The organism is Brevibacillus formosus (assembly GCF_003013405.1).
Lineage (GTDB): Bacteria > Bacillota > Bacilli > Brevibacillales > Brevibacillaceae > Brevibacillus > Brevibacillus formosus.
The window spans coordinates 99,305-117,371 of sequence record NZ_PXZL01000027.1 but is presented as its reverse complement, the minus strand read 5'-3'; the positions used below and the strand labels follow the sequence as shown (position 1 = coordinate 117,371).

Below are 18,067 nucleotides of genomic sequence, written 5' to 3'. Positions count from 1 at the left end.
TGGGTCATAGCATAGTAAAAAATACCATTTCTATGACCCCATCAATTAAATAGGTACTGACATTGCTCCTTCAAGTGGTTGCGGAATGTTTTCTAAATCAAGTATATAGTTTGACATGCTTGGTTAAATAAGGACTCAGAGCTTCAACATCATTCCTAAATAGTGTATGCCCTTCTTTAATCAAGTCCCGTAAAATCAGAGTGATATCTATAACATTCTGAAAGATGACTGCATTCGCTACAAGATCGTTGTACTTGATGCGTTTTTCCTGTTCTTCTGGATCATTCTCAGCGATCACGCCATCTCCCCCAAAAAAGAATTACCGGTGCCAGCTTGCTGGTGTTCTTAATGTGATGAAGAGCCAATGAGTTGCTCGGCAATGCTTTTGGAAAGAGACAACGTATTAATTTCAGAAGGCATCGCATTGATATTAAGGGTTTGTACATAATCCCCGCCGCGAGTTCCACCTGCGAACGTTGCGAATCCTGGAAAGTTGCCGCCATGCCCCCAAATCGTAATACCATTCGTCAGCTTTGTTCCAACGATCCCCAAGCCGTATTCACCTACTGGAGTTTCAACCCCAGTTAACATCTGATCTAAAGTAGCTGGTTTTAATAGCTTGCCACTAAGTATAGCACTGAAGAATGTATTCATATCATCCGCTGTGGAGATCATAGATCCCGCAGCATCTGCCCAAGAGGGATTCATTTCGGTTCTGTCTATGAATTGACCGTCGAGTACGAAGTATCCTCGTGCATGTTCACCTGGAATAAACGAGTAGTCGTCGGGTACATAAGTGCTCGTTAGCTTTAGGGGAGCTATGAAACGCTTCCTAATATGTTCCCCGTATGTTTCTCCAGTAGCCTTCTTAATAATCATCCCTGCCAGTACCGTATTCGTATTGGAATAAACCCATTTCTCTCCAGGCTTAGAAGTTGCCTTCATGTTCAGTCCAGTACGAACTAATTCGTCAGCAGTAAAGGAATGTAACGGGTTTGGGAGTAATTTATCGAGAATATCCTTGTGTTCTGAATAGTCAGGAATACCGCTTGTTTGGTTTAATAGTTGCCGAATCGTGATATGATCCCCTTCATATTCAGTACCCTTAACAACATCAGGCAGCCATTTTTCTATCGTGTCATCCAGGTTCAGTTTTTGTTCATCAACAAGCTGAAGAACGACCATTGCAGTAAACGTCTTTGTTAGACTACCGATCCGGAAAGTAAAGTTCGTCTTAACCGGGTCAGTACCGTAAATGCTTGCTTCACCGGAAGCATATGCCCATTTTGATCCTTTGTTTGAGGAAGCTACAATTATGCCCGGTATATTTTGATGGTTAGCAGCTTCATCGATAAGTTGCTTGGCTTTGGTCTGCGAATCTTGACTGTAAGTAGTAACGAGGGGATCCCCCTGCTTTGCAAAACCAGTTCCTTGTAATGGCAGTAATAGAGTCGCGGTAATCATTGTCGATACAGTGAGCATAGAAATTTTGTTCATTTCGTTTCTCCTTTTGATTAAAGAATCGTATTATTCATTCATTCGTTGCGAAGCGATTTGTCTCCCCGAGTATTGCAAAGTAATTGTCATACTGCCAAGATGCCATTATGTCACCATGATGCGTTTTTACTGTCATATGACGGCTTATCGCCCGATTAGGACGGGATTATGATGGTATCATTAGAGAATGGAAGAAAATCACAGATACGGTTCATAATGATTTATACCTCGCCTACCAGGTGAAAAACCGGAATCTGCCTCATTTGAAGACATTGATTGAAGCGTTGAAAAAGGCGGTTTAATCTACACTTTCGTCCAAGCTAGAAAGAGGGCTGTCGTCCTTTCATGGATAACAGCCTCCTTTTTTCAAACGAGCAAAGCACTTGTCTTATTATCACTTGAGTAGTAAAGTGATAATAAGCTTAGCGAAGGGAGGCAAACTAACATGCGTAATAACACCATAGGCTCATTAATCTGGTTACGCTTGATGCGGTTTACCACCCAAAGCAACCAGCTGTCAAATGAGTTTCTCAAACGCTTCGATTTAACAACAGCGCAATTCGATGTCCTGATGCAAATTAGCATCTACCAGCCTCTCACTCAGTCGGAGTTAGCTGAGAAGGTAACCGTTACACAAGGTGGTATTTCTCGGATGCTCGTCAGACTTGAAAAAGAGGGCTACATTGTACGCAAGCAGGATTGGAAAACGAAAACGATTAGCCTAACCGAAAAAGGGGAAGCCGTACTGGAACAAGCCTTTCCTGAACAGCTAGCATTTCAGTCATCTTTCTTCGATGAGGTACTAAGTGAAGAAGAACAAAAAACGCTTTACTCCCTAATGACACGCGTTCATAAGAATAGCCAAAAAAAAGAATTACCGCCTGTGTAATTTTTTTTAAACAATCACTTGATTAGTCAAGTAAACAAGGAGGAACTACCATGTACACCATTCCAGGCCATCACCATGTATCTATGTTAACCAAACATGCTCCATCGAATAATCACTTTTACCAAAACGTATTGGGACTGCGCAGAGTGAAGAAAACCGTCAACCAGGACGATCCGTCGATGTATCACCTGTTCTATGGAGATCTGACAGGCAGCGCCGGAACAGAGTTGTCATTTTTTGAAATGCCGATGGTAGGAAAAACCGTACGCGGCACGAACGCCATTACTCGAATCGGCTTGCTCGTTCCGTCACTGGAGAGCTTGACCTTTTGGAAAAAGCGCTTTGAGCAACTGAATGTTCACCATGGCGACATTACCAAGTACGCTGGCCGCGATGCTTTGCATTTTGAAGACCCGGAAGGCCTGCGACTGATCCTGATCAATAACAACGGCGAAGGAGTTCCATCGAATTGGGCTCCATGGGACGAATCCGTGGTCGAAGAAAAGCATCGCATCTTGGGAATCGGCACGGTTGAAATCACCGTCCGCTCCTTGGACAAATTAGCCAGTCTGTTGACAGACACATTCGGTTATAACGAAGTATCGCGCCCAGAGCAAGAAGCCATTTATCAATCCATCCCAGGGAAATCCTTCGGTGAAATTGTCATCAAACAGGAAGAGGGGGCCCCTGAAAAACCAGGTCGAGGAAGTGTTCATCACTTGGCAATTCGCGTGAAAAACGATGAAGAGCTGCAATACTGGGATGACGCCGTTCGAAAACGCGGTTACCGCTCAACAGGGATCGTGGATCGATTCTACTTCAAAAGCTTGTATTTCCGTGAGTCAAACGGCATTTTGTTCGAAATCGCAACAGACGGTCCTGGCTTCACAGTAGATTCAACCGTTGAGGAGCTCGGAAAAGCTTTAGACCTACCTCCATTCCTCGAAGAACGCCGTGCAGAAATTGAAGCGAAATTGACACCTATAGACTAAAGGAGTGAATCAACATGGAACAATATCGTATCGACACCAAAAAGGGACTTGAATTCGGCTTGTATTCGATTGGCGACCATGTCCCGAATCCACACACCGGCTCCAAGATTTCTTCTGAACAGCGCATCAAGGAATTAATCGAAGCAAGTAAGCTGGCAGACGAAGCGGGACTTGATGTGTTCGCTGTCGGCGAAAGCCACCAGACGTATTTTACAACGCAGGCGCATACCGTCATTCTGGGTGCGATCGCACAAGCTACGAAAAACATTAAAATCGCTAGCTCCGCCACTGTATTGAGTACATCCGACCCGGTCCGCGTGTATGAGGATTTCGCTACCTTGGATCTGATCTCCAATGGTCGGGCAGAAATTGTTGCCGGACGCGGTTCCCGAGTAGGAGCATATAGCCTCCTCGGCTACGATGTGCGTGACTATGAGGAATTGTTTGAAGAGAAAATGGACCTTCTTCTCAAGCTAAATAACGAGGATCGCGTAACGTGGGAAGGGCAGTTTCGTGCACCGCTACAAAACGCTACGATCCTGCCGCAGCCTTTGCAAGGGCGTCTTCCCATCTGGCGTGCAGTAGGGGGACCACCTGCAAGCGCGATTAAAGCCGGTCAAGCTGGCGTACCTATGATGCTGACCACACTCGGAGGTCCTGCCATCAACTTCAAAGGCTCCGTCGATGCTTACCGGGAGGCTGCGAAGCAAAATGGTTTTGACCCAGCGACCTTGCCAGTAGCGACAACGAGCTTGTTTTATACAGCCGACAAAACTTCGGATGCGCTTCGCGAGTTCTATCCGCATCTAAATGGTGGGTTTATCGCGTTGCGTGGCGGCGGCTATCCGAAGCAACAGTTTGCACAGTCTGTCGATTATCGTGATGCGTTAATGGTAGGCAGCCCTGAAGTCATCATCGAAAAAATGCTGTACCAATACGAAATGTACAGACAACAACGCTTCATGGCGCAAATCGACTTTGGCGGCGTGCCTTTTGATAAAATTGCGAAAAACATTGAACTGATCGCAACGAAAATCTTGCCTGAAGTGAAAAAGCATACCACCAAATCGTAACAAAAAGCCTATGAAAAGCGTCGTCTTCAGTGACGGTTATCTCAAATTAAAGATACTCGATACCATACAGCTCTGTTGTTAATACGGCCCGCTGACTGAAGGCTTCCAAGACGCGGATCTTCTTCTCACAAGGAAAGAAGGTCTGTGTCTTTTTTATTTTTCCATGATAGTTAAAATTATCCTCAGTAGATTATAATCATGAAACAACAGATGAATCACACGTAAAAGGTGGCGTGACGACTTGTGAATATTTGGAGGATACTGGACATTGATCCTACCGAAGATATTTCGACGATTAAAAAAGCCTATGCGAAAAAGCTAAAGCTGCATCACCCGGAAGATGATCCGGAAGGCTACCAACAACTGCGAGAAGCATACGATCTGGCCATTAAAATGGCGAAGCAGGGGCAGAGAAAACCGCAGATGGAGCCAATTCTGGTCGATCCTTCTACACCAGAGGAAAAGGAAGTAGACGAAGAGGTTCCCACTCTGACTATTCAGCGCGTGTTGTCCATTGACGACGTTCACGAACAACTTGATCGTGATGATCAGGTGGACTCAATCGACATTTTTTTAGAGCAGGTACAAGCTTTGTACGACGACTTTCCCTCCAGAATCAATCCCGAAAACTGGACGAGGCTGCTCCATTCTGACCTGGTTTGGGATATCCAAAAGAGTCGACTCGTACGTGAGCGCCTGTTTGATTTTTTAGAAGAGCATCATCATTTGCCAAAAAGCGTGTGGGTGAAGCTGGAGGAATGCTTTCATTGGCGAGAACTCATTGAAAAACCCTACTATATGGACGACCACTCGGAAGAATTTTGTGCGTATTATCGAAAACAGCTAGACGAGCCCGGATTGCGTTTTGACACTTTGCTACAAGCAACCGATATCGATCATGATTTGTTTTTGTCTTATCGCGATGCAGCTTATCAAGCACTGAAAGAAAATCAACTGGAGCTGGCCGACAGCTCACTCAACGCGGCTATTGGTTTATTTGCCGATGATCCCGATTTGCTTCGACTGCTAGGGGAGTATTGCCAGCGCATCGGTGACATGGATGGTGCGATAGACGCTTTTACCCGCATCATCTGCCTTCAGCCTGACGATATCGACAACTACGTAGCTCGAGCCTATATCTGGTACAACCATCAGCACTTCACCGAAGCTCGGAATGAATGTGAATACATCTTATCTCAGGTCCCAAGTCATGCTGAAGCACTCAGCCTGCTTGGAAAGTGTCAATTGGAGCTGGGTGACGCCGCTTCGGCCAAAGCCACTTTTCAGCAGCTTTTGGCAGCTAATCCACACGATTATCAGGCGCTTATCATGCTCACGCAGCTTCGTGCAGACATGGTAAAGCAGGCGAAGACTCTGCCAGCAAAAGAACGGGAGCTGACCTTGCAACCGCTGATTGCTGAACTGGGTGAACGAAAAGGCTTGCATACGCAAACGAAGCAAGCTCTTCGTTTTCAAGTAATCTTTACAACGGTGATCCTTGCCCTCATCGTGCTTTTCCATTCTCTTTTCTCAGGGGCGTTTGAGGATCATACGGGATTGGGACCCATCTCCTACGTTAAGCATGTTGTGAATGGACCTCTGCACATCACATCGGCATACGAATTCGACCGAATGGAGCCTGACCAATTCATCACTACCAGAATAACAGATGCCCATCCTCTCGGTATTTTTCAGTATCAACAAACGGATGCAGACGGAAAGAGCACCACTACGTATGAATCGTACATGTCGGCCGCCAAAAAGGGCTCTAATGTTGCCCCCTCAGCCTGGGTGTACATTGGCCACTTGGATGGATCACCGGTCATACTCTTGGCTACAGCAGAACAAGCGGTAAAGATGAATGAAACCAAGACGCTTGAGATCGAGCATGGCAAAACACAAGAAATACCAGAAGAAGTACTGGATGACGCAGAGGAGATTTTACAGCAGCCTGGCCTTAAGTCAACATACGATACCAACTATCTCGTAACCGATCATATGATCGATGCGAAGCAGCATAAGCTCTCGTGGCCTCCGTTTTCCGCTGCTTTCTATGGGATCATTCTTCTGCTCTTGTATCGCGTCTTCTTTCGTTCCCTGTACAAGATATACCTCCTCACTCGATTCTGAAAAACAAGGAGTGACCTTTTCAAACATGTTCATCTTTACCAGTAAGAAGGAAAAGCAATTTACTTTATTTACTTACAGCATGCATGCAGCCATTACGATCGGATCAGGCACTCGTTTAATAGATGTAAAGGATAACTACACCAAATGGGGTATGAAGGACGCAGCAAGCCAGAGAGCCAGATTGACATGGATGCTGACAGAAGGGGTACGAAAAGAGTTTGCTCGGCTTCACCATTTCATGGCTGCCTTGTCGGAGTCAGGGCGAAAGGAATATATCGACTCCTTGGAATCCGATCAGGAACGCATCGCCAAGGCGAAGGTTGTTCAATTCTATCTGCGTAGGCTCCCGGCGGAAGGGATCGCCGCCTATGATTACACCTGGGCTTCCTTTTTAAGTCGTGGGAAAGGGGACTACGGCTATATCAGCAAAGAAGAAGCGAGACAGTTTAAGCTACAAGCCGCTCAACAAACACAACAAGCCTATAACAATTGGGGCGAGTTCCTCACGGGATATATCGCCGGCTATCAATTTATGACTGCACAGACATCGCTGGATTACCTGCGCGAAAATGAGTGGGAATTTACCCGCTACTTTGTTTCTAAACACAGCACGATATTGAAAGTAAATTTCCACGAAGACTTTTCCACTCTCCAATAACCAAGAAAAGCTCTCCCCATTTTGGGTGAAGAGCTTTTTCACTGCTGCTACTTCGCATTATGTTACAATTATTGTAAGAAATTCGAAACCGTAGGAAGCGAGTTGAGCTTATGAAAAAGAAAGTCATCCTGGCCGGCGGCACTGGCTTTATCGGCAAGTATCTGGCAGACAAATTCAATCAACTTGGCTACGAAGTAACGATCATCGCAAGAACTTCCCCTCATATAACGTGGGACAATCACGCGAAAATCGTGGAAGCTTTGGAAGATTCAGAGCTGCTCATCAACCTGGCAGGCAAATCCGTCAACTGTCGTTATCATGATAAAAACAAAGAAGAAATCCTGAAATCTCGGACAGAGACCACTCGCATACTCGGCAATGCTGTTTTGGCTTGCAAAAACCCGCCTTCGCTCTGGCTCAATTCCAGCACAGCCACCATCTATAGGCATGCGGAGGATCGTCCCATGACGGAAGCAGGAGGGGAGATTGGAACAGGCTTTTCTGTTGATGTCGCCAAGCAATGGGAAGCTGCCTTCTTTTCCTTTGATTTGCCGCATACGAGACAAGTAGCCTTACGCATGGCGATCGTGCTGGGGGAAAACGGCGGGGTTATTGATCCATACAAAAACCTCGTTCGCTTCGGACTCGGGGGTGTACAAGGGTCTGGGAACCAGCGTTTTAGCTGGATTCACGTCGAAGATATCTTCCAGATCATTCTCTTTTTAAAAGAGCGAACGGACCTAAGCGGCGTCTTCAATTGTTCTTCTCCCCATCCCGTCACAAACCGTGAATTCATGCAGCATTTTCGCAACGTGATGAATCGGAGCTTCGGACTGCCATCTCCCAAATGGATGCTGGAAATGGGGGCCATGATGATCGGAACGGAAACAGAGCTGGTGTTAAAAAGCCGCTGGGTCATTCCAGAAAGGCTTGAGCGTGAAGGGTACCAGTTTCGTTTTGCCCATATTGATAAGACGCTACAGGATATCGTGAAATGACCGACAAGCCTTCCAGGAACTATGTTCTCCATGCAAAAAGCAAGCAATTTTACTGGGCAGGGGATGGGCAGCTTTCCATTAAAACATTTCGTAATGGAAGGGCACATTACAAGACGAGCAAAGGCTTTTTTGCTGTGGAAGAGGGCAGGTATCTCTTGCTGAACGAAGGGGAGTATACCATTTCCATCGAGGAAGATGAGGATGTGGAATCGTTTTGTATTTTCTTCAGGCATGGTTTTGGCGAGGAGATCTTACGTACACTCACGGATTGAACGGACCGCCTTCTCAGTGATCCGTATCGGCTTCGATCGGTTTTTTTGAAAAAAACATATTCTACAAGCCATACGACAAGAAGAAAGCCTCCGAATTATGATTGGAGGCTTTCAGCTATTATTACTCCTTTTATCTAGCCAAAGGTTGTTCTAGATCTTTATGTGTTGTTGGCTAGGCACCCAATCAGTTTTAGATTTTCCTCACAAAAAGAAACAGCGTCAATTTTGGACTGAAATTAAAGGCCTTAATTGCAGCTGCCAAAGAATTAAAATGCATTATTATCGGTTAAAATCTCTCTGGTCTGATTAATACGATCTGCACTGATATTAATGTTTTCTTTTAGATACACCATGGGTTTCCTCCCCGGGTATCCCGTTTCTTTTAACAGAAGCCGTTTAACGCCTTGAGCACGAAATACGCTCGATTCATCTCAATGTTGTCTTTGTATTCAGCGTAAAAGGTTGAGAGGCCGATTTCCTCAATTGTAGTTTGAAAGGTTATTACCGAGGGGTCGTGACACCCTTCCCTCTCTAAGCCTAGAAGTGTGGAGCAGCTTTCGTCCCATATGACTGATTATTTCTGGGCATTCTTTTAGATATGAATGTATTTAATTCGATCTTGGAATGACGATAATTAGCTCAATTGGCTCTTTCGCCCACATCCGATGATAGATGACCTCGCTGTCGAGTAGTCCGGAAAAGAATCGCAAAGGCACGATAAAGGTGGTGTTTTGATATAGTCTTGGTTCGTGATTTAATACACTGTCCTGATCCCCATTCAACGAATAATAAGGGTTTCCTACTGAGGTAAGTATCGATGTGTTCCCTTTCTTAACCAAAGCAGATTGAGTACGCTCCTCCCAGGTCACAGTAGCTCCGAGTGCTTCCGCTAGATCGCGTAACGGTACGTACATGGTGTCATAGTCATCCACAATATCTGAGTCTAGCCTCTGGTTATTGACGAATATTTCCTGACGATTAATTCGATGGGGCGTTGAGTGACCGTAATCCGTTTCCAACCTAAAGGAGATGTCTTTTATTTCTGGCAATGGAACAGCAGGTCCTTCTAATGGGATAGCAAAGGATACTTTGACAAATCGTCCTGGCTCCAATGTCAGTGATTCATTAAGGACGGGATGCTTTTTGCCACTATCGTTTGTGTATTTGAAATCATGGTGTGGTTTATCCCCCCAGCCTACAATCACATAATCCCACTTGAAGTTAGTAGCAGTTGCGTCACCTATGTTGAATACAGCAGCTCCCACATGAAGCTTGTTATCTCGATAGGAGGCAGAGAGCAGTTTCGTCTCGATATTAGCCTGTGGAATCGTCTGTCTTCCCGGGCTATAAGAGAGCTGATCATGAATATAAGCTCCATCTAGTTGAGAGGCATCCGTAATGTCTTTTACGAGCTTGAATTGAAGATCTGCAATAAGACTCAGTTCACTATCACCTGCTAACACAAGATCTTTTTTTATAGTAGCTGGTGCCAGGCTGATTTTCTTCCCGTTTTTACTATAAAGATCGAGAGTCGCTTCCAAATATTCAATTTCACTCGGGCTGGTATTTCCCCAGGAAACAGTGGCATACGCCAAAGGTGGATTTTTTGAATCATCCAACTCGATATGATCCAAGCGGAATTGGAGCGGGCCGGAATCATCAAAGTCATCTGCAAAAGCTTGCACGGGGACAAGGAGTAACAGAAAACACAGCGAAAGAAAAAATAGAGAAATGCGAGAAGTTTTCATGAGTGTCATCACCATCCAGTAAGTAATGTGTAAATGGAAAAAAATTCATTGCTATTATCATTCTAGTGTAAACAATAATTTCCACTCTGTCTGTAAAAAGAGGAGATTGCATAGATCTGGAGGCTTATAGGGTGGTGATCAGCACGAATGAAGCTAATTCCAGTATGAGTTTAAAATCGTCATCATGTACTCCCTTACTTCTAAGAAAAGCTTTAAATCGTTCTGGATCGACGTCAAAAACTGGATTGCCACGATCATCTACTTGTGTTTCATCCCATTGTTGGTATTTCTTAATGGTACAATGACCAGATTCTTCAGAGCCCAAGTACTCCCATTCTTCAGGAGGATCTGAAGCATATATTCCGCCCGGATAATGTTTTACTACTGAAGCAACTCTCTTTAAATGTAACTTCTGTTTGCTCGTATTCTTTTAATTGCGGCACCGAATCTAGCACTTCTTCATACGTTCCTTTCACATGATTCGGGAGTTTGGGGTTGTCCACGTCTTTTGCCCAAACCGGTGTGTTGGACAACATTGTCGCTGCAACCAGCACAGCCAAAGTCTTTTTCAATTTTCGCATATGATTCCCTCCACAAATTTATTAGGAAATTCCCCCTTTCATAAATTAGTCGTTACAGCTAGTAAAAAGGTCGCAAATTTTAGTGTTAGATTTAACGAGTTAAAGATACATACTGTATTTTGGTTAACAAAAAACTTCATCCCCGTTAGAGTTATCTTTTATCTACACCAACATGTTAGGGATTTAAATTATTCCATTCCCTTAACACCGTTAGCTCCAAAAAGATGTCTTAGCCAAGAGATGAAGCCTTTGTTAAATTTTTATATTAAGATTTTACATATCTCTTAATTGAACCAACTACTATTGCCTTTGTAAAAATCCAGCGAATTGCGCATGCCTTCTAAGCGTCACTTTGATAGCATCTTTTATTGTTGAGGGCATTGTATTTTCCGAAGAATAAGCTTTCAACTCAATAATAACTTGGCTTTTAGTTGTGCCTGGCCTTCTGATGAAGATGTCAGCGCGCACTCTACTATATTTGGAACTTATACTCTCCTCATACGAGGAATCAAAACCACACTCTTTGAATACTTTTGAAATACGCTGACCGAGACGTATTGATTTTTCGGTTACAGTATTATACCAAGCCTCAGCATCTTTAGATCTCTTTGATTCCCTTTCCTTTACAGGATTATACTCATAAGTATCCCATCCACCTGAAACTACATGATAAAAGTGGGTATTTTTAAACCTATCGATATATGTTTTACCGAAGGATGTTTCTTCAATATCTAAATTAATACATAGCCTATGTAAATCAGCTACTCTTACCGGTATAACTCTAAAATCAAAATACAATCTAGTTCTATTTAACTCTTTAAGAGGGAGTTGAGACCTATCCTCTTCATTGAGTTGACTATACCAGAAATCCCAGTTAAGCTTATAGCCTTCTCTTGCTTTGGAGAACTGCATTACACGTTGATTCCTAAGACTATCCGCCACTGGCCACATTATGATTACTTGATATTCTGATAGATTCTGTATATTATCAATGTTTTCTGAAAGTATACTTCCTACAGACTCGATAGCAGCACCTATTGTATTAGTATCTCTTCCAATATCAATAAGATCTTCCTTTAATACTCCAAAATCCGCCAAAGTTTTTTCGTTATTATGAAATGAAAAAGTTTCTTCTATTATTCTTGGCCATTCATCTTTTAAAGGACCTATAATTGTGAAGTTTTCTTCTAGAAGTATTCGCCTGTTTCTACTTGTTGCATTTTGCAACATACTCTGAAACTCCTTGCTCGTTGTTAACCAAAGAAAAACAATAGGTATATAACGAAAATCTCCTCTATCTAATAGACTGAGATATTCAATAAATTTCGTAGGTATCTTTTCCCTATCTGCAACGTTTTCTTCATATTGATCAATTACTGCTACTAAGATTTTACTCTCATTTCGCTCTCTTTCATATACAACTCTGTTAATCAATTCATCCTTAGATTCTATTTCCTTTCTTTCAAGTACAAAGGTTCTTACACTAGGTATATGGGTACTAATTTCCCTCGCTGCACAACTTTTTCCTGCTCCGCTCTCACCGTAAATAGGAAGGAATCTAATCCCGCCATTAATTTGCATCGATTTCTGGGCACGATTGATTAAGGATAAGAGCTTTTCATTAGGCGATAATCGTCCTTTATAGGATTCGTCTAAATCTTCATATCGCGATGGAAGCCTTATTTCTTTTTCATCAAACAAACTAAGTTGCATTCGCATTCCTCCATAACTTAAATTTAAGAAATAACAGTATGTACTACTTTCTGTAATACAGGAACGTCATAATTTTTTGGAATATTATATAGTTCACAAACCTTTAGGGATTTTCCAATTTAATGGTCTCTATTAGACTATTACTCGATTTTTCAATTATTTATCAGAACCTACATTGGTTTTTAATTAGTCAGCTTTTTATAGATGAAGACAACAAGCTCGGTAAGTAATTTGTTGTCTTCATTAAACTGCCTATTTTAATAAACCTATTTCTTCATGTATCTTTTCAAAACTTAAACGTTCTTCTTTGTAATGAGTAAATTGAAGTTGGTAAAGCTCATTATCAAAATCAGAATTAAATCTAATCTCTTTTCTAAATTCTTCAATTAGTTCATTCGAGTATTGAAAGCAATATTTATTTTTAAAAATAATAGCTCGCAAAAGATTTAATTTCTTTTGCGGATTATCTTCCAAAACAATATCGATTAACTGGTTCTCTAACGATTTATTTATCTCCTCATAGTACAATATATTTTTATTATAATTGTATACAATGCCATCTATATTTAAGTATACAGTTTTAATTAGATTCTCTTCTTTTGCAAGTACTTTCTTCTCTCGGAAAGCCCATGTATTATGCATATCCCATATATCAAATTCTACATTTTCAACTTGTACCTTGTATCCCCCGAATCGATTTTTTTTGTGACTATATCTTTTAATCAGACACTCGAGATCGTCGCTTGTCTGACTAGATTTATTTACATCAAATTTAATTGCTATATCAAAATCGCGAGGCAAAGACTCATATTTTTTATTAATATAATAATCTCTTATAGATCCACCAAAGAATAGTAATTCACCTAATTGTGACAGTAGATTAATAAAATTGTTTGCTTCAGTCGAATTTTTGAGTAATGATGATATTTCATGTTTGATCGTTATTTCGGTGTTCATAAGATCGATCACCTTTTATATATAAATTTTAAGGTAGCTTTATTCCTGAAAGCTGCTGATGTAAATTAACTGCATAAGAATCCGTCATTCCTGAGATAAAATCTGTTACTAATAATAACCTCATATATAAAGATAGTTCATTTATTTCAATTTTGGGGCCACCCTCTTTAAGCGTTTGAATATGTCTAAAGTTAGCAGAAACCAGGTGAAGTATTTTTTCCTCTCTCAATTTCGCTTTTGGTTTTTTATCAATCTTAACTACGGCATCCACAAAGAAATTCAATAATTCATTTAGAACTCTATCTCCCACTAACTCAAGAGTCAATACTTCAGTATTTTTATAGCAGTACTCTATTGAAATATTTACCAATTCTTCTTTCAATTGTTTTGCGGAAGAGTTTTCTAATAAATCTCCTTTAAAGCTTCCCTCCATAATACTTTCATAATTCTCTTTAAAGGAATCGATTACTGCCTCAATCATAATTCCTTGTGCCATAACTTTAAAATTTTGGACACCTACTAATTCCCTATTTGGCACCTTATTTTTAATCGCTTTTAGCCTATGTTCTTCTAATTTAGTAAAATGATCTGGATAATTATCCCCGAAAAATTTTTTTATTGTCCCAGAATATATCTCTTCCCATGGAACAGCACGTTTTTTAACTCCATCCTCAATATCTGCTGTTAAATATGCAATATCGTCTGCTGCTTCAAGTAAATAGGTTGCTGGGTGCCGCTGTTCACCAATACCAACTTCTTTTTTCAACTTCTCAAATAATTCTCTTTCTGAATAGAAATAACCAAATTTCTTCTTGCTGGTTGCATATTCATGATCAGATGACCATGGATATTTCATTAGCGTTGCTAACGATCCTAGCGTAAAGTTTGCCCCATATTCATCATTTAAAAATTGGAGCTTAGATAAAATTCTAATTGCTTGAGCATTACCCTCAAAAAATTTAAAATCATTCATTTGTTGATTATTAAGTGGGACATCACCATTATCAATGTACTTCTTCTGTATTTCTTTAAAAGTATCACTTTCAAACCAGTTTTGGAACCAACTTCGAATAATGTCTTCCCCATAATGACCAAATGGAGGATTACCTAAATCATGTACAAGACATGTCACCTCAACTAAAGAAGCTAGTTCCTTTGCTTGCCAAAAATCTTTAAAGATTTTCTTTTCTTCCAACAACCAAATACCAATCTCCCAAGCAATCGATTGTCCTAATGAAGCTACTTCTAAAGAATGGGTCAGTCTTGTCCTTGTAAAATCGTTCTCCTGCAGAGGAAATACTTGTGCTTTATCTTGTAATCGACGTAACGAGGATGAATAAATAATCCTTTCATAATCTTTGTCAAATTCATTTCGTTGTTTCTTAACATATAGAGTTTCTGACTTCCTAATTCTATTTCCATTAAGAAGTTTTCTCCATTCCATTCTACTCAATATACTCATCTCCAATTTGAAAATTCCAGTTTAATTTATTGTAAACTTTACCCTGATATAACAAAATATTAAACATATTATCTCACATTAATTAAGTCAAAAACAAAAGGTACTAAGGATATTTTCAGCTTTTCATTTTAAAATTACAATTAGAGTAATTTATTCAATAGGTTTTTTAATCCTTTTAAAGTCCTCTCATTGTGATTGTTACTAAAATTAAAAAAGCGATACAATTTACCACTTTTCTAGTTGAATAGAATCAGTCGGCCATGTCTGAGTTCTCTTCCGCCTATCCTTTAGCCTTTCACCGTAGCAATCGGCGCCACTTCGACCACAATCTCAGCCATCCCATGATCCACATGCGACTGAATTACCGGAGTAATATCTTTATAGGCATACGGCGCCTCTTTTTTCAGCTCTTCTTCCCATTTCTTCAAAATATCGCTCCGTCCACGCAAGTCCGCCCGCTTCGGGTCAATCGGATTGATCACGCGGAAGTTGGCAAGAAAATCGCGAAATCTGTCATCGTCCACTTTCACAGCATCGCCGCGAGAAAGTGCACGACCTGCGCCATGGCTTGCACTAAACAAGCTATCCCGATTGCCGAGCCCTGCCAAAATAAAGCTGTGCGAGCCCATGGAACCAGGGATAAACACAGGTTCGCCCGTATACTGAAACGGCGTGCCCATCATTTGCTCGGCCGATTTTGCCGTACACGACCCTTTTCGATGCAAAAATCCACCCACCTGCTCGAGCTGTTCCTCCCACAAATAATTATGAGGCGCATCGTACAACAACCTGTGTTCAAAATCGCCCAACACATCGGAAATCGATTTGTACATCATCAGCCCCAGCATCAAGCGATTGGCAAATGCAAAGTTCGCCGCATTGTGCAGGAGACTCCAAAACATTTTCCACTGTGGCAGGGAACGCTCCGAAAGAGGCAGTGGATACATGCCGTTATCTGGATGCTTCAAGGAAGTCGGGTACATCTTTTTCAGCATCTCTTTGATCCATGCACCGCTGTTATAACCAATGGAAACCGAACCGGTATGAATCATGAGGACGACTTGCCCTTCCTTCAGCCCCCACTGACTGGCGATAGAGCCCTGATGCACTTTTTTGACCACCTGAATCTCAAAAAAATGATTCCCACCGCCAAGCGAGCCGATTTGTGCATCCCGAGAAAGCTCGGCAGGACCGAGAAAGTCATCGAGGCCAATCGTCGATTCTGCGATAAAGGACCCCATTTTATTGACGTGGTTCAAATCCAGCTCCTGCTGCTTCTCGTTGTAATAACGCCAAATTCCCTCGCCATTCGCTTCCTTGTGGCTGTCCAGTATACCGATTAGGCCTTCCTTGAACATTTTTTCCCGCATATGCCGCGTCATGGGAATATTGCGGCCCCCTTCGAAAAAAACATGGCGCACATTCCGTTCAATGGCATCCAGATTTGTGCGAATCTGTTCCTCGTGCAAATCCGTGACATACAGACGCATCCCGCAGTTAATGTCGTTGCCAATCGCTTGCGGCAGTACAAACCCGCGTGTAAACAGCGTCGTGCCTACAGGGATGCCGCTTCCTTTGTGAAAATCGGGCGTAATGGCTACTTCCAAAACCCCTGTATTGGGATCGTCAAAATAATCGGGTGAATGCTTTTGCAGCGTTTCAATTGTTTCATTCACCTCTAAAAGTCGATGAAGCTCCTCTACCGCATTGTTTTCCACTTTTACTTCCGGATTGATGAAATATTTAATCGGCGTGTTGCTCAATAGAAGACCACCTTTATTTTTTTATAGGAACATACGTTCTTTACTTATCAATAGAAAAAGCCGCTTTCATGCTGATTTCGTCCTTCCTGGATGAAAAAACGCAGCATAGAATCGCAGCCTTTACGCTTGGAGCTATTGTGTTATCACAAGAGCGTTATCCGCAGTCTATGGGAAACGGAGTTGGCTCACCCTTAAACAGCGCAATTGCGCAAAAGGCATACCTATGGAGTTGGATTTTATCGCTACATTGTTTGTTTTAGGCTTGATTACGTATGCGAACATGTTTGAATCCTCCTCCTTTCGTTTATTGCTCACGATCTTACCATTGGATAAATTCTACTGTCAATAAAAAAGACAAAATCCCCCAAATTATCGGGGGCCACCTTCATCATGGTCGTCCTCTCCCTTTTCAACCACATAATAAAAGTTGATGTTGGCAGGCTTGACAGCTGTAAATTGGTATCGGTGAAACTTCTCATCCCATATTTCTTTCAAGAACTTTGTGGCTCTTTCTTTGGCGATTTCATCTGATGGTTGTTTTTGTGATTGCTCTACCGAGGAAATATGAGTGAATAAGACCAAATCCCCTGACTTTTCATCGATTTTGATCGTGGCAGACCGATGCTGCCCTTTTTCTTCTCCCTGCAAAATCAGCTCGAAACGAGCGTAGTGAGCTTGACCTCATTCTTGTCTTTTGCCCAAACCGTTGTGCTACATAACAAGGGTGCTGCAATCAACAAGGCCAAGATTGAATTCATTTTTTTCATGTAATTTCCTCACTTCCGTTCTAGCATTTCCCAATTGATAAGTCGTGACAACGAGAGAAAAGGTCACAAACTTTTATTAAAATGACCTACAGACCTTCGTTTTAGTCAATTGTAAAAAATAGGTTGACATCTGATTTTTGGCAATTGTAAAATATAAATAAGACAACTGTCAAAAAAGGAGTGAGTGTAATGAAAAATGGGAAGAAGCTACCTGATGCCGAATTTGAAATCATGAAGGTAGTCTGGGGAAACGAGCCACCCATTACGACTGCAACGGTGATGGAGCAACTCGGAAAAGAACGCCAATGGAAAGCTCCTACAGTGATTTCCCTTATGCTGCGTTTGGTGGAACGAGGCTTTTTGCATACAGAGAAGGATGGAAAAGAACGCACATATTTTCCGCTTGTAGGAAAAGAGGAGTACCTTGCTTTAGAAACGGAGCATTTTATGAAGCAATATCATGAGAATTCTTTTTTGAGCTTCGTCCATACACTGTACAACGGCAAACAACCCAGCGAAAAAGAACTGGATGATCTGCTGAAATGGGCCAAGGAGCAAAGGGAATAA

15 protein-coding genes and 2 pseudogenes are annotated in these 18,067 nt (G+C 41.9%); 8 read left to right on the top strand and 9 right to left on the bottom strand.

What is annotated here, in order from left to right; genetic code table 11:
* Positions 1-45: 45 nt before the first annotated feature.
* A pseudogene (locus C7R91_RS22055) lies at positions 46-316 on the bottom strand (Tn3 family transposase); the annotation flags it as partial.
* A gap of 29 nt (positions 317-345) precedes the next feature.
* The gene (locus tag C7R91_RS22050; RefSeq protein ID WP_083995084.1) at positions 346-1,497 is read right to left on the bottom strand and encodes a serine hydrolase domain-containing protein; all 1,152 of its coding nucleotides are present in this window, start codon (positions 1,495-1,497) and stop codon (positions 346-348) included.
* Positions 1,498-1,942: 445 nt separating this feature from the next.
* Here C7R91_RS22050 and C7R91_RS22040 point away from each other — a divergent pair, with 445 nt between their 5' ends.
* The 7 genes and pseudogenes from C7R91_RS22040 to C7R91_RS22010 all read left to right on the top strand — a co-directional run.
* Positions 1,943-2,386, top strand: a complete 444-nt coding sequence (locus tag C7R91_RS22040) for a MarR family winged helix-turn-helix transcriptional regulator (RefSeq protein WP_047070208.1) — start codon at positions 1,943-1,945, stop codon at positions 2,384-2,386.
* Between the two features lie 50 nt (positions 2,387-2,436).
* Entirely contained in the window at positions 2,437-3,378 is a 942-nt protein-coding gene (locus C7R91_RS22035) for a ring-cleaving dioxygenase (RefSeq protein ID WP_047070209.1), read from the top strand.
* 14 nt (positions 3,379-3,392) lie between these two features.
* Positions 3,393-4,451 carry an LLM class flavin-dependent oxidoreductase gene (locus C7R91_RS22030; protein ID WP_047070210.1) on the top strand — a complete coding sequence of 353 codons (1,059 nt, stop codon included), beginning with the start codon at positions 3,393-3,395 and terminating at the stop codon, positions 4,449-4,451.
* Positions 4,452-4,694: 243 nt separating this feature from the next.
* Positions 4,695-6,581 (top strand): tetratricopeptide repeat protein, encoded by a 1,887-nt coding sequence (locus C7R91_RS22025; protein WP_047070211.1) that lies wholly within the window; start codon positions 4,695-4,697, stop codon positions 6,579-6,581.
* A 25-nt stretch (positions 6,582-6,606) separates the two neighbouring features.
* Entirely contained in the window at positions 6,607-7,239 is a 633-nt protein-coding gene (locus tag C7R91_RS22020) for a DUF1266 domain-containing protein (RefSeq protein ID WP_047070212.1), read from the top strand.
* Between the two features lie 110 nt (positions 7,240-7,349).
* Entirely contained in the window at positions 7,350-8,237 is an 888-nt protein-coding gene (locus tag C7R91_RS22015; RefSeq protein ID WP_047070213.1) for a TIGR01777 family oxidoreductase, read from the top strand.
* A pseudogene (locus C7R91_RS22010) lies at positions 8,234-8,584 on the top strand (AraC family transcriptional regulator); the annotation flags it as partial. The gene C7R91_RS22015 and the pseudogene C7R91_RS22010, both read left to right, overlap by 4 nt.
* A gap of 533 nt (positions 8,585-9,117) precedes the next feature.
* Here C7R91_RS22010 and C7R91_RS22005 read toward each other — a convergent pair.
* The 7 genes from C7R91_RS22005 to C7R91_RS21975 all read right to left on the bottom strand — a co-directional run bounded on the left by C7R91_RS22005 (position 9,118) and on the right by C7R91_RS21975 (position 17,381).
* Positions 9,118-10,257, bottom strand: coding sequence for a stalk domain-containing protein (locus C7R91_RS22005; protein WP_047070214.1), 1,140 nt, complete (start codon positions 10,255-10,257; stop codon positions 9,118-9,120).
* A gap of 338 nt (positions 10,258-10,595) precedes the next feature.
* The gene (locus C7R91_RS22000; RefSeq protein ID WP_047070215.1) at positions 10,596-10,838 is read right to left on the bottom strand and encodes a hypothetical protein; all 243 of its coding nucleotides are present in this window, start codon (positions 10,836-10,838) and stop codon (positions 10,596-10,598) included.
* A gap of 300 nt (positions 10,839-11,138) precedes the next feature.
* The gene (locus C7R91_RS21995) at positions 11,139-12,551 is read right to left on the bottom strand and encodes an ATP-binding protein (RefSeq protein ID WP_047070216.1); all 1,413 of its coding nucleotides are present in this window, start codon (positions 12,549-12,551) and stop codon (positions 11,139-11,141) included.
* A 252-nt stretch (positions 12,552-12,803) separates the two neighbouring features.
* Complete coding sequence (locus C7R91_RS21990) at positions 12,804-13,508, bottom strand: hypothetical protein (RefSeq protein ID WP_106786222.1); 705 nt, start codon at positions 13,506-13,508, stop codon at positions 12,804-12,806.
* Between the two features lie 28 nt (positions 13,509-13,536).
* Entirely contained in the window at positions 13,537-14,952 is a 1,416-nt protein-coding gene (locus C7R91_RS21985) for a deoxyguanosinetriphosphate triphosphohydrolase (RefSeq protein ID WP_106786224.1), read from the bottom strand.
* A 305-nt stretch (positions 14,953-15,257) separates the two neighbouring features.
* The gene (locus tag C7R91_RS21980; RefSeq protein WP_047070218.1) at positions 15,258-16,733 is read right to left on the bottom strand and encodes an RtcB family protein; all 1,476 of its coding nucleotides are present in this window, start codon (positions 16,731-16,733) and stop codon (positions 15,258-15,260) included.
* 369 nt (positions 16,734-17,102) lie between these two features.
* Positions 17,103-17,381, bottom strand: coding sequence for a YcdB/YcdC domain-containing protein (locus C7R91_RS21975; RefSeq protein ID WP_047070219.1), 279 nt, complete (start codon positions 17,379-17,381; stop codon positions 17,103-17,105).
* Positions 17,382-17,689: 308 nt separating this feature from the next.
* Here C7R91_RS21975 and C7R91_RS21970 point away from each other — a divergent pair, with 308 nt between their 5' ends.
* Complete coding sequence (locus C7R91_RS21970) at positions 17,690-18,067, top strand: BlaI/MecI/CopY family transcriptional regulator (protein ID WP_047070220.1); 378 nt, start codon at positions 17,690-17,692, stop codon at positions 18,065-18,067.

Excerpts from the sequence above, each read along its gene's own strand:
- C7R91_RS22000 (WP_047070215.1), bottom strand. The coding sequence starts at position 10,838 with ATGCGAAAATTGAAAAAGACTTTGGCTGTGCTGGTTGCAGCGACAATG.
- C7R91_RS22005 (WP_047070214.1), bottom strand. The coding sequence starts at position 10,257 with ATGAAAACTTCTCGCATTTCTCTATTTTTTCTTTCGCTGTGTTTTCTG.
- C7R91_RS21970 (WP_047070220.1), top strand. The coding sequence starts at position 17,690 with ATGAAAAATGGGAAGAAGCTACCTGATGCCGAATTTGAAATCATGAAG.
- C7R91_RS22015 (WP_047070213.1), top strand. The coding sequence starts at position 7,350 with ATGAAAAAGAAAGTCATCCTGGCCGGCGGCACTGGCTTTATCGGCAAG.
- C7R91_RS21990 (WP_106786222.1), bottom strand. The coding sequence starts at position 13,508 with ATGAACACCGAAATAACGATCAAACATGAAATATCATCATTACTCAAA.
- C7R91_RS22020 (WP_047070212.1), top strand. The coding sequence starts at position 6,607 with ATGTTCATCTTTACCAGTAAGAAGGAAAAGCAATTTACTTTATTTACT.
- C7R91_RS22035 (WP_047070209.1), top strand. The coding sequence starts at position 2,437 with ATGTACACCATTCCAGGCCATCACCATGTATCTATGTTAACCAAACAT.
- C7R91_RS22050 (WP_083995084.1), bottom strand. The coding sequence starts at position 1,497 with ATGAACAAAATTTCTATGCTCACTGTATCGACAATGATTACCGCGACT.
- C7R91_RS21985 (WP_106786224.1), bottom strand. The coding sequence starts at position 14,952 with ATGGAATGGAGAAAACTTCTTAATGGAAATAGAATTAGGAAGTCAGAA.
- C7R91_RS21995 (WP_047070216.1), bottom strand. The coding sequence starts at position 12,551 with ATGCAACTTAGTTTGTTTGATGAAAAAGAAATAAGGCTTCCATCGCGA.
- C7R91_RS22030 (WP_047070210.1), top strand. The coding sequence starts at position 3,393 with ATGGAACAATATCGTATCGACACCAAAAAGGGACTTGAATTCGGCTTG.
- C7R91_RS22040 (WP_047070208.1), top strand. The coding sequence starts at position 1,943 with ATGCGTAATAACACCATAGGCTCATTAATCTGGTTACGCTTGATGCGG.